Origin of the sequence: Mesorhizobium sp. M1365, from assembly GCF_040317865.1 — a bacterium.
Classification (GTDB): Bacteria; Pseudomonadota; Alphaproteobacteria; order Rhizobiales; family Rhizobiaceae; genus Mesorhizobium.
Map to the genome: position 1 here is coordinate 148,365 of NZ_JAMYLG010000011.1, position 9,446 is coordinate 157,810.

13 protein-coding genes are annotated in these 9,446 nt (G+C 63.5%); 8 read left to right on the plus strand and 5 right to left on the minus strand.

Annotated features, from left to right (window positions below):
• The first annotated feature begins 28 nt into the window (after positions 1-28).
• The 3 genes from NKH04_RS15655 to NKH04_RS15665 are packed head-to-tail and all read left to right on the plus strand — an operon-like array spanning position 29 to position 1,870.
• Positions 29-802 carry a taurine ABC transporter ATP-binding protein gene (locus tag NKH04_RS15655; RefSeq protein WP_352686551.1) on the plus strand — a complete coding sequence of 258 codons (774 nt, stop codon included), beginning with the start codon at positions 29-31 and terminating at the stop codon, positions 800-802.
• Positions 799-1,662, plus strand: a complete 864-nt coding sequence (locus tag NKH04_RS15660; protein WP_352473980.1) for an ABC transporter permease subunit — start codon at positions 799-801, stop codon at positions 1,660-1,662. Before NKH04_RS15655 ends, NKH04_RS15660 begins: the two co-directional genes overlap by 4 nt.
• 19 nt (positions 1,663-1,681) lie before the next feature.
• A complete protein-coding gene (locus NKH04_RS15665; protein WP_352453651.1) occupies positions 1,682-1,870 on the plus strand; it encodes a hypothetical protein in 189 nt (62 codons plus the stop codon).
• Positions 1,871-1,929: 59 nt separating this feature from the next.
• Here the strand turns inward: NKH04_RS15665 and NKH04_RS15670 are convergent, their stop codons facing one another.
• Entirely contained in the window at positions 1,930-2,115 is a 186-nt protein-coding gene (locus NKH04_RS15670) for a hypothetical protein (RefSeq protein ID WP_352473983.1), read from the minus strand.
• Between the two features lie 305 nt (positions 2,116-2,420).
• On the opposite strand from NKH04_RS15670, the gene NKH04_RS15675 reads away from it, so the two are divergent.
• From NKH04_RS15675 to NKH04_RS15685, 3 genes are all read left to right on the plus strand, one after another.
• The gene (locus tag NKH04_RS15675) at positions 2,421-2,780 is read left to right on the plus strand and encodes a septal ring lytic transglycosylase RlpA family protein (RefSeq protein WP_352473985.1); all 360 of its coding nucleotides are present in this window, start codon (positions 2,421-2,423) and stop codon (positions 2,778-2,780) included.
• A gap of 255 nt (positions 2,781-3,035) precedes the next feature.
• Positions 3,036-4,313: a polyhydroxyalkanoate depolymerase gene (locus NKH04_RS15680; RefSeq protein ID WP_352771336.1), complete on the plus strand. Its 1,278-nt coding sequence runs from the start codon at positions 3,036-3,038 to the stop codon at positions 4,311-4,313.
• A gap of 212 nt (positions 4,314-4,525) precedes the next feature.
• Complete coding sequence (locus NKH04_RS15685) at positions 4,526-5,143, plus strand: transglutaminase-like cysteine peptidase (protein WP_352473987.1); 618 nt, start codon at positions 4,526-4,528, stop codon at positions 5,141-5,143.
• 9 nt (positions 5,144-5,152) lie between these two features.
• Here the strand turns inward: NKH04_RS15685 and NKH04_RS15690 are convergent, their stop codons facing one another.
• From NKH04_RS15690 to NKH04_RS15705, 4 genes are read right to left on the minus strand one after another with little or no spacing between them, the layout of a single operon-like run.
• On the minus strand, positions 5,153-5,521 hold the full coding sequence (locus NKH04_RS15690) for a helix-turn-helix domain-containing protein (protein ID WP_352473989.1): 369 nt from the start codon (positions 5,519-5,521) through the stop codon (positions 5,153-5,155).
• Between the two features lie 53 nt (positions 5,522-5,574).
• Positions 5,575-6,111 carry a Smr/MutS family protein gene (locus NKH04_RS15695; RefSeq protein ID WP_352473990.1) on the minus strand — a complete coding sequence of 179 codons (537 nt, stop codon included), beginning with the start codon at positions 6,109-6,111 and terminating at the stop codon, positions 5,575-5,577.
• Positions 6,108-7,214: a murein transglycosylase A gene (gene mltA, locus NKH04_RS15700; RefSeq protein WP_353044512.1), complete on the minus strand. Its 1,107-nt coding sequence runs from the start codon at positions 7,212-7,214 to the stop codon at positions 6,108-6,110. The genes NKH04_RS15695 and mltA overlap by 4 nt, the downstream gene beginning before the upstream one ends.
• 23 nt (positions 7,215-7,237) lie before the next feature.
• A complete protein-coding gene (locus tag NKH04_RS15705; protein ID WP_352686562.1) occupies positions 7,238-7,945 on the minus strand; it encodes a Tim44/TimA family putative adaptor protein in 708 nt (235 codons plus the stop codon).
• Positions 7,946-8,143: 198 nt separating this feature from the next.
• Here NKH04_RS15705 and NKH04_RS15710 point away from each other — a divergent pair, with 198 nt between their 5' ends.
• Together NKH04_RS15710 and secB are read left to right on the plus strand one after the other, a co-directional pair.
• Positions 8,144-8,635: an FxsA family protein gene (locus tag NKH04_RS15710; protein ID WP_352771329.1), complete on the plus strand. Its 492-nt coding sequence runs from the start codon at positions 8,144-8,146 to the stop codon at positions 8,633-8,635.
• Between the two features lie 113 nt (positions 8,636-8,748).
• Complete coding sequence (secB, locus tag NKH04_RS15715) at positions 8,749-9,252, plus strand: protein-export chaperone SecB (protein WP_352453643.1); 504 nt, start codon at positions 8,749-8,751, stop codon at positions 9,250-9,252.
• The last annotated feature ends 194 nt before the right edge of the window (positions 9,253-9,446 follow it).

A 9,446-nucleotide genomic window follows, 5' to 3' on the forward strand; every position in this document is an offset into this window, starting at 1 on the left:
ACAGATTCGGAATATCGGCGAGGTTCCCATGACGCATCTCGTGCTCGACAAGGTCTCGGTCCACTATGACGGTCAGCCGGCGCCGGCGGTCGAAAATGTGTCGATTGAGATCGCCAAGGATGACTTCGTTGTCCTGGTCGGCCGCTCCGGCTGCGGCAAGACCTCGTTGCTCAACGTCGCTGCGGGCCTGGTCGAGCCTGTGCGCGGACGCGCCACGATTGGCGGCCGGCCGATCACGGCGCCAGGCTCTGACCGCGCCGTCGTGTTCCAGAACGACGCGCTGTTTCCGTGGCTGACCGCGCGGGAAAATGTCGCCTTTGCGCTCAGGCTGCGCGGTGTCAGGGCCGCGGAACGGGCGCGGACTGCCGACGACCTTCTGGCGCTGGTGAAACTCGACGGCGCCGGCGACAAGCGCATCTGGGAGCTTTCCGGCGGCATGCGCCAGCGGGTCGGCCTGGCCCGGGCGCTGGCGGCCGAGCCGCAATTCCTGCTGCTCGACGAGCCGCTGGGCGCGCTCGATGCGCTGACACGCGAACGCATGCAGACAACGCTGCTCGATCTGTGGACGGCGAGCCAGGTCGGCGTGCTGATGGTCACGCACGGCATCGAGGAAGCCCTGGTGCTGGCAACCCGTATCATTGTGCTCGCTCCCGGCCCTGGCCGGGTGGTGTGGAGCTTCGAGACCGGCTTCAGCCGGCGCTATGCAGCCGGCGAGGCCATTCGCAGCATCAAGGCCGATCCCGCCTTCGCCGCAGCGCGCGGCGAGCTGACCGACGCGATCTTCGAAGGGGAGGCAGCATGACCGTTACCTCCTATACCGAGCGGCCGCAGCGCAAGGTCGACGACGGAGCCGACGCGCTGTCGGTGCCATGGTCGCGGCCGCGGCCGAGACGCAGCCGCGTTTCGGCCCGCGTGGTTAGCGCGATCACCATTCTGATGATGCTGGCGGCGTGGACGGCATCGGCCCGCCTGCAATTGGTGTCGCCGGTTTTCCTGCCGTCGCCTGTGGCAGTCTGGAACAAATTTGTCGTCGTCGCCCGTGACGGCTTTGTCGACGCAACGCTGCTCCAGCATATCGCCGCCAGCCTGTGGCGGGTGTTTGCGGCGCTGGTCGCGGCCGTTTTCGTCGGCGTTCCCATCGGGCTGGCTATCGGCATCAGCACGATCGGGCGCGGCATCTTCGATCCGCTGCTCGAATTCCTGCGGCCGATCCCGCCGCTCGCCTATCTGCCGCTGATCATTATCTGGTTCGGCATTGGCGAGCCGTCCAAGATCCTGGTGATTGCCATTGCCATGCTGGCGCCGGTTGCGCTGTCGACGGCATCGGGTGTTCGCGGCGTCTCGCAGGAGCGCATCAATGCAGCGCGCTCGCTTGGCGCCACGCAGCGCCAGGTGATCAGGCACGTCATCCTGCCCAGCGCGCTGCCCTCGATCCTGACCGGGCTGCGCATCGCGCTCGGCGCCGGCTGGTCGACGCTGGTCGCCGCCGAGCTGGTGGCCGCGACGCGCGGGCTTGGATTCATGATCCAGTCCGCTGCCCAGTTCCTCGTCACCGACGTGGTGGTGATGGGCATACTGGTGATCGCTGCCATTGCCTTCGTGCTCGAATTCATCATCCGCAGGATCGAGCGGGTTCTCGTCCCGTGGGCGGGGCGGGAGTAACCGGACCGGAGACGTGACGATGCCCCATTCCACCGCTGTACTGTTTGCGCATTTCGGCCATTGGCTCCGCCTGATCAAGGCCGGAGACAAACAGCCGCCTGACGGCGAACGCAAAACGCCGACGCCGGTCCAGCTGGATGCCGAGCGCAACCGCCTGCCGCCGCGCGACGAAAGTTTCTACTGGGGCTGGCAGTACTGGTCGCGGTGAGCGGCCGCCACGGGTCCGCTGTGTGCTGCTCCGGCGGGCGCCTGAGCATGGACGCCTGCTCAACCGCGCGAACGGTTTGCCCAGGCCAGACCGACCAGGCCGACCAGCGCGGTCACGATGCCGGCATAGAGCCATTGCGACTGGCCGGTCATGAAGCTGCCCTGGACCCAACCGATGCCTTGCAATGACCACAGCACGCCGATGGCGAGCACAATCAAGGCCAGCAGATTTTTGATCAATCTCATCGCTAGAACTCCCTTCCAAGTCGATCATCAGCCGCATTCCGGCCGAAATGGAACAGCTAAAAGAAGCAGCCCAATTACGCCAACTTCTACTTAGATGCTAACCTCTGATCCTGCGCAAGACATGCGGAGATCGGTGAAAAGATCATCAAGGAAGCTGTGCCGCGCTGCGGGAAATCTCTGACAAATTGTTTCGCGTCGACTCCAAACGTGTAACATTGCCATGGAACCGACAGATCATTGCCGCATTTGCTGCCTCATTCGTCCCTAACCGCTGCGGGTCTGTCAACGGAGCCAGTCCCCAACACATGAACAAAAGCAACCAGACCGCGCTTGTCGCGGCCACGATCGCGGCTGGCCTGATGGTCGGCGCATCCACTGCCAGCGCCGCCGCTCAGTGCGGCCGTGCGTCCTGGTACTCACTGCATTCCAGAACCGCTTCCGGCGAACGCATGAACCCGTCGGCGCTGACTGCCGCGCATCGCAGCCTGCCGTTCGGCACCAAGCTGAAGGTGACCAATCGCAACAATGGCCGCAGTGTCGTCGTGCGCATCAACGACCGCGGCCCGTTCATCAAGGGGCGGATGCTCGATCTGTCGAAGGGCGCCGCCAGTCAGCTTGGCTTCATCAGCTCGGGTCACACCGCTGTCTGCATGGCACGGGTCTAACGGCCGCCACGGCCGGACACCGCCTCCGACGCTCGTCCCCAATAGCCGTGCTGCCTGCCTGGCCTTCGCAGGTGCACATTGAGCCGGCTGTTGCCGTTCCAGGCGGATTCTCAACGCCTTGGACGAAAGAACGAGCCTAAATCACGCAAGTTGACGTATTGCATCGCAGCAGATTGTTGCTAACTTCCCCGCAAGGCATTCAAGGCTCGGCGCTGCTCGTCGGCCCTTCGATCGCAGTCGGCAGCGGGGTTCTCGATGTTCTACCAGCTCTACGAACTGAACCACGCCGCCTTGCAGCCGGCGCGCCTCTATGCCGATGCGGTGCGCCTGTTCTACTCCAATCCGCTCAACCCGGTCTCACACACGTCCTGGGGTCGCTCGGTTGCGGCAACGGCCGAACTGTTCGAGCGCACGACGCGCCGCTACGGCAAGCCGCAATTCGGCCTGACCAAGACCGTGGTCGACTGGAAAACCGTCGAGGTCAGCGAACATACCGTCTGGTCGCGGCCGTTCTGCAACCTGGTCCGTTTCGAGCGGGCGGTTCCTGCTGGGCGCCGACCGGATCCGAAACTGTTGATCGTCGCGCCGATGTCTGGCCACTACGCGACGCTGCTGCGCGGCACGGTTGAGGCGATGCTGCCCTATGCCGACGTGCATATCACCGACTGGGTCGACGCCCGCATGGTGCCGCTGGCCGACGGCAGCTTCGATCTTGACGACTATATCGACTACATCGTCGACATGCTGCATGCGCTGGGTCCCGACACCCATGTGATGGCGGTGTGCCAGCCTTCGGTGCCGGTGCTGGCGGCGGCGGCACTGATGGAAGCCAAGGGTGATCCGTTCGTGCCCTCGACGATGACGCTGATGGGCGGGCCGATCGACACGCGCCGCAATCCGACGGCGGTCAATCTGCTGGCGCAGGAAAAGGGCATCGACTGGTTCCGCGGCAACGTCATCATGCGCGCGCCCTGGCCGGTGCCGGGCTTCGGCCGCGAGGTCTATCCCGGCTTCCTGCAGCTTTCGGGGTTCATGAGCATGAACCTCGACCGCCACATCATCGCCCACAAGGACTTCTTCATGCATCTGGTGAAGCATGACGGCGACAATGCCGAGAAGCACCGCGAGTTCTACGACGAATATCTGGCGGTGATGGATCTGACGGCGGAATTCTACCTGCAGACCGTCGACACCGTGTTTGTCCGCCAGGCCTTGCCCAAGGGCACGATGACGCATCGCGGCGTGGCGGTCGACCCTTCGGCGATCCGCAATGTCGCCCTGTTCACGGTCGAGGGCGAGAACGACGACATCTCCGGCCTCGGCCAGACCAAGGCTGCGCACGACCTGTGCATCAACATCCCGGCCGACAGGCACGCCCATTACATGCAGCCGGCGGTCGGCCATTATGGTGTGTTCAACGGCTCGCGCTTCCGCTCCGAAATCGTGCCGCGCATCGTCGACTTCATTACCAGCTACGGCCGTCAGAACCGTGTTGCGGTCAAGCCCAAGCTGGTCAGGACCGGCAAGAAATAGGCGACCAGTGATGATGCCCGTCAATCCGCATCAGGTCGGTCAATGCCAAAATCATCGGTTGGCGGGGCCGTGCGGCCGGTCGACCTGTTGCACAATAGTCGCGTTGGCGCCACGCGGGTAACCATGCCGCAAAAATCAATCCATCCTCATAATTGACACGGACTGTAAATACCCCTTAACGTTTCGTTAACAACAAGGGACAAGCGGGGACAATGATTTCCTCACCAATGGCGAGAACGCTGCGCCTGTGTGCGCTGGCCGGACTTACTGTGGCGGCAGGTTGGGCCGGTTCGGCCTCGGCAGCCAGCCCGATGATAACAGGTGGCCCGACCTCGCAGCCGATCGGCCATTATGATTTCTGCAAGAGCTACGCGTCCGAATGTTCGATCCGCCCGAAGGATCTGTCGCCCGCCAGCCTGACCGGCTCGCTGTGGCGCAAGCTGCTCAGCGTCACGACAAGGGTCAACGCCGCCGTCAAGCCGGAGAGCGACTTCGACATCTACGGCAAGGACGAGGTCTGGGCCTATCCCGACAAGGGCGTCGGCGATTGCGAGGACTATGTCCTGGAAAAGCGCCGTGAGCTGAACCGGCTGGGCGTCTCGTTTTCCGATCTGCTGATGACCGTCGTGCGCAAGCCGGATGGCGAAGGCCACGCGGTGCTGACGGTGCGCACCGACAAGGGCGACTACATCCTCGACAATCTGACCGACCAGGTCCGTTCCTGGGACCAGACCGGCTATCGTTTCCTCAAGCGGCAGGCGATCGACAATACCGGCCGCTGGGTGTCGATCCGCGGCGGCCAGCAGGTGCTGGTCGGCTCTGTCCAGTAACAAGGCAGCTCATTTCGGTCGTGCCAGTGCGGCGCGGAGCGACGCAATGATGCGGCGAAGCTCGGCTTCGTCAAGCTTTTCGATGTTGTCGGCCAGAAGGTTGGCAAGCTCGGTCGCCGCCGGGCTAAGGCCCGACGTGTCGAGCTTGACACGCGGATGCGAGGTTTCGGCCAGCCGCGCCAGTTCCTCGGCGTCGTCCCAGATGATGTTGAAATAGCCGATGATCTTCTGGATCAGCGTCCAGCTCGGCGCACCGCGGCGGCCGTGTTCCAGCGCCGAGAGATAGGCTGCGCTGACGCCGATCGCCTTGGCCATGTCCTTCTGGCTGACGCCGCGCTCGTTTCGCAGCACGCGAAGCTTTTCGCCGAATGGGGTCACAAGCGCACCTTCATGGGTGCATCCTCATAGGTGCGTCCCTCATCGGCGTTTCCTCATGAGCGCGCCCGCCGCAAGCGGATATAGAGCGCACCCGAGCCGCCATGTTTGCGGGCGGCATGGTCGTGGCTGGAGACGAGGGGCCGGAAGGCGGGTGTCGACAGCCATGACGGCACGGCGCGCCGCAAGACGCCATCGCCGCCCGACGAAGAGCCCTTGCCGGTGATCACGAGGACGTAGCGGATGCCGCCGGCATGCGCCCGGTGCAGAAAGGAAAACAGCAGCGAATAGGCTTCGTCCTGCGTCAGGCCATGCAGGTCGACGCGGCCCTCGATCGGCAGCCGGCCCTTCGACAGCTTGTCCAGCGTCGGTTCGTCGAGTGCGTGGGAGACATGCTGCGCCTTCGGCTTTGCGGCCGTGGCAGCATTGCCCGCGACCTGTGCCGGCGGCGGCGCCTGCCTGGTCTCGTCGATCTCCGGCCCGACGTGCGGAATTTCGACGGCGGTTCTGCCCTTCAGCGGTTTTGCCGTGTGCGCCACCAGGTTCCACAGCACCCGGTCGTCCTCGCTCAGCCTATCGATGCGCCGGGTCATCGGCCTGCTCCTGAAACCAGCGGCCGGGGGACCAGCGCATAGAAATCTGCGGCGTTGCGGATAACGCCGGCGATCTCGCCGGCAGCATCGCCCGACCCGGCAAACAGATCGCCGCGGGCCGGCCCGGTGATCGCCGAGCCGGTGTCCTGCGCGATCATCAGCCGCCGGAACGGTTTTCCGTCGAAAGCGGTCAGCGACGGCGCATCGATATGGAAGGGCGTGCCGAACGTATGCAGCAGCCGGTCGACGGCGATCGAGCGGCCGGGTGTCAGCGCCACCTTGGCGGCAGCGATCGGGCCGAGCTCTGGGTCGTCGACGCCCATCTCGCGGAAGAAGATGTAGGAGCGGTTGCGCCAAAGGATCTCGTCGACGCGTTCCGGATGCGCCTTGAACCAGGCACGGATCGACTGCATCGTCACTTTCTCCCGCGGGATCTCGCCTTCCTCGCTCAAGATCTTGCCCGGTCCGGTAAAGCGCTGGCCGGATTTGGCGGCATAGGTGATGCGGCGAAGCCTGCCGTCGGTCATCTTGAGGCGTGCCGCGCCCTGCACGTGAATGAAGAAGGCGTCGACCTTGTCGGCGAGCCAGGCGATTTCCAGCCTTTTTCCGGCAAGCGCGCCGCGTTCGATCTCGCCGCGGTCGAAATATTCGACCGGGCCGTTCGGCGCCGCACGAGCAAAGGCGAGATAAGGATCCAAGGCTGAAGGACGATTGCCGTCGTCGATGTCGACTAGGTCGGCCGGGCGCGCCAGCAACGGCACCGAAAACCGTTGCGTGCGTACCGGCGAGGCTTCGACCTCCGGCTCATAAAAGCCGGTGACCAGGCCGGGACCACCATCTTCGGCATCGATACGGGCCGGAACGAAATGGCGCTCGAAAAAGCTTCGAGCCTGCGACCGATTCGCCGGCGAAACGGTGCGCGCTTCGGCATAGGCGTCGGCAAAGCCATTGTAGTCGACGCCGAGCGCGCCGGAGCGGTAGGGTTTGCTCAGGATATGAAAGGCTGAGCGGCGAAAGGCGTCAAAGGCAGGGAGATGGTCGTCCTCACCCCAGCCCGGCAATTCGCCAAAGGATTTTTCGCTGAAGGCTCGAGAAAGCGACACGACAGCCTCCGCCGCCGTCCAGTTCAGTCTTCTTCTTCGGTGGCGACGAGCTTCCAGTTCGGATCGCGCGAGCGCGTGTCGCGGGCGAAGGTCCAGACGTCCTTGACCTCGGCGACGGTCTCGGGATCGCCGTCGATGACAGCGCCGGCCTTGTCGCGGGTCGCCGAAATCAGTTCGCTGACAATGCGCAGCGTGATGTGGGCCTCGCTGCCCTTCATCTCGGCCGAAACGATGTCGGCCTTGTCGATGCCGACGAAGGAGGACTGGATCTTTTCGGCTTTCGCCTCACGGTCGCCGATGGCCGCGACGAAGCCGTCATAGACCTCGCGCGACAAAAGGTTCTTCAGCGTTTTGCGGTCCCCATCGGCGTAGGCCATGACGATCATCTCGTACGCCATCTTGGCGCCGTCGACGAAGGTCTTCGGGTCGAAGGTCGGATCATTGTCCTTGATCGCCCGCAGGCCCCGGTTGAGATCGGTGTCGGGCTTGGCAAAGGCATCGATCGCCACATAGGTGTCGGCCGCCGGCTCTCCTGTCAGGCGCTTGCGCGGCAGCGAAACCACGTTCTCGGGTTTCTGGGCGGCATCCTTGTCGTTTTTGCGCGCTGCCGTATATGGATCGAAGGGCGGGCGCTCGTTGCCCGTGCGTCGGCCAAGCACGTTGCGCAGCTGGAAGAAGATCACCACCGCCGCAATCAGAAAGAAAATCGTGCCGAAGTCGAAGAAGCCCATATCTTGCGCCAATCAATCCCTGCTTTGGCCGGACCAGCGGCCAAGCAAGGGCCGCGATCACATAGCGTTCGGTATCCAAAGCATATAGAACGCATGGCGCAATCATTCAAATCAAAGGCAGCCATACCTATCTAACAGCTCTGGTGCCAGCGGCGATTGCTCGCCGGCCGGCAAAACATCGAAACGATCGGTCAAGATTTGCGTATCTCGCTGTTTCCCCTGTTCATTCTCGCGCTTCCGCTGCTGGAGATAGCCGGTTTCGTCATTGTCGGCCGCCAGATCGGCGCGCTGGCGACGGTCGGGCTGGTGCTGGCCTCGAGCATTGCCGGCGCCTTGCTCCTTCGACACCAGGGTTTTGGCGTGATGGCCAGGATCCGTGCCGAAATGGATGCCGGGCGTGATCCGAGCGGCCAGCTTGCGCATGGCGCCATGATCGTGCTGGCCGCGATCCTTTTGATCATCCCCGGCTTCATCTCGGATATTTTCGGCCTTCTGCTGTTCCTGCCGCCGGTGCGCGATCTTGCCTGGCGGATGCTGAAAGGCCGCATCGTGCTGGCCACCGATTTCAGCGGTGGTTTGCGGGCAAGGCAACGCGGCAAGACCATCGATCTCGACGACGGAGACTATTCGCGGGCCGACGACCATACGCGCGGACCGGGTTCTCCCTGGCGCCGCCTCAAGGACGAGTAGCTGCAAGGCAACCGGTGTCTTTTGCAAACTTGTCTTGTCGGGCCGGCCATGATAGCGAACGCCCGAATTTCAATCCGGTCAGCAACGCTGCCCAGGCAAAAGGACCACAGCTTATGGCCAGCAACGACGACGCGCCGACCGGCGCAGCCAACGGTAATGGAAATGCGGCGCAGCCTTCGCTCAACGTGCTTGCGCAATATGTGAAGGACCTGTCCTTCGAAAGCCCCGGCGCACCGAACTCGTTGCGCGGCCGCGACAAGGCTCCGGGCATCGCCATCAATGTCAACGTCAACGCCAACCCGCTTTCGGACAAGCAGTTCGACGTCAATTTGACGCTGAACGCAAAAGCGTCGTTCGACCAGGAAGTGCTGTTCAACGTCGAGCTGGTCTATGGCGGCGTCTTCTCCATCAGCGGCTTCCCACAGGAGCACATGCTGCCGATCCTGTTCATCGAATGCCCGCGGCTGCTGTTCCCGTTCGCCCGGCAGATCATTGCCGAGGCAACACGCAACGGCGGCTTCCCGCCGCTGATGCTAGACCCGATCGATTTCGCGCAGATGTTCCAGCAGAAGCTGGCCGAGGACCAGGCTGCCGCCGCCAAGGTCAAGGTGAGCTGAGGCTGGTTGGCTCGCAGCGTTTGAAAACCCGGCGCGAAGCCGGGTTTTTTGTTTGAGACGCCGGCGGGGCAGTACCCCCCTCTGGCCTGCCGGCCATCTCCCCCTCGAGGGGCAGGGGAATCGCATATGGCGATTTTGGGGTTGAGTTTAGGCTGAGAAAGGATTCTTTGGAGAGGCAGTTGAGCGAAGGAGCG

Excerpts from the sequence above, each read along its gene's own strand:
- NKH04_RS15655 (WP_352686551.1), top strand. The coding sequence starts at position 29 with ATGACGCATCTCGTGCTCGACAAGGTCTCGGTCCACTATGACGGTCAG.
- NKH04_RS15660 (WP_352473980.1), top strand. The coding sequence starts at position 799 with ATGACCGTTACCTCCTATACCGAGCGGCCGCAGCGCAAGGTCGACGAC.
- NKH04_RS15665 (WP_352453651.1), top strand. The coding sequence starts at position 1,682 with ATGCCCCATTCCACCGCTGTACTGTTTGCGCATTTCGGCCATTGGCTC.
- NKH04_RS15670 (WP_352473983.1), bottom strand. The coding sequence starts at position 2,115 with ATGAGATTGATCAAAAATCTGCTGGCCTTGATTGTGCTCGCCATCGGC.
- NKH04_RS15675 (WP_352473985.1), top strand. The coding sequence starts at position 2,421 with ATGAACAAAAGCAACCAGACCGCGCTTGTCGCGGCCACGATCGCGGCT.
- NKH04_RS15680 (WP_352771336.1), top strand. The coding sequence starts at position 3,036 with ATGTTCTACCAGCTCTACGAACTGAACCACGCCGCCTTGCAGCCGGCG.
- NKH04_RS15685 (WP_352473987.1), top strand. The coding sequence starts at position 4,526 with ATGATTTCCTCACCAATGGCGAGAACGCTGCGCCTGTGTGCGCTGGCC.
- NKH04_RS15695 (WP_352473990.1), bottom strand. The coding sequence starts at position 6,111 with ATGACCCGGCGCATCGATAGGCTGAGCGAGGACGACCGGGTGCTGTGG.
- NKH04_RS15705 (WP_352686562.1), bottom strand. The coding sequence starts at position 7,945 with ATGGGCTTCTTCGACTTCGGCACGATTTTCTTTCTGATTGCGGCGGTG.
- secB (WP_352453643.1), top strand. The coding sequence starts at position 8,749 with ATGGCCAGCAACGACGACGCGCCGACCGGCGCAGCCAACGGTAATGGA.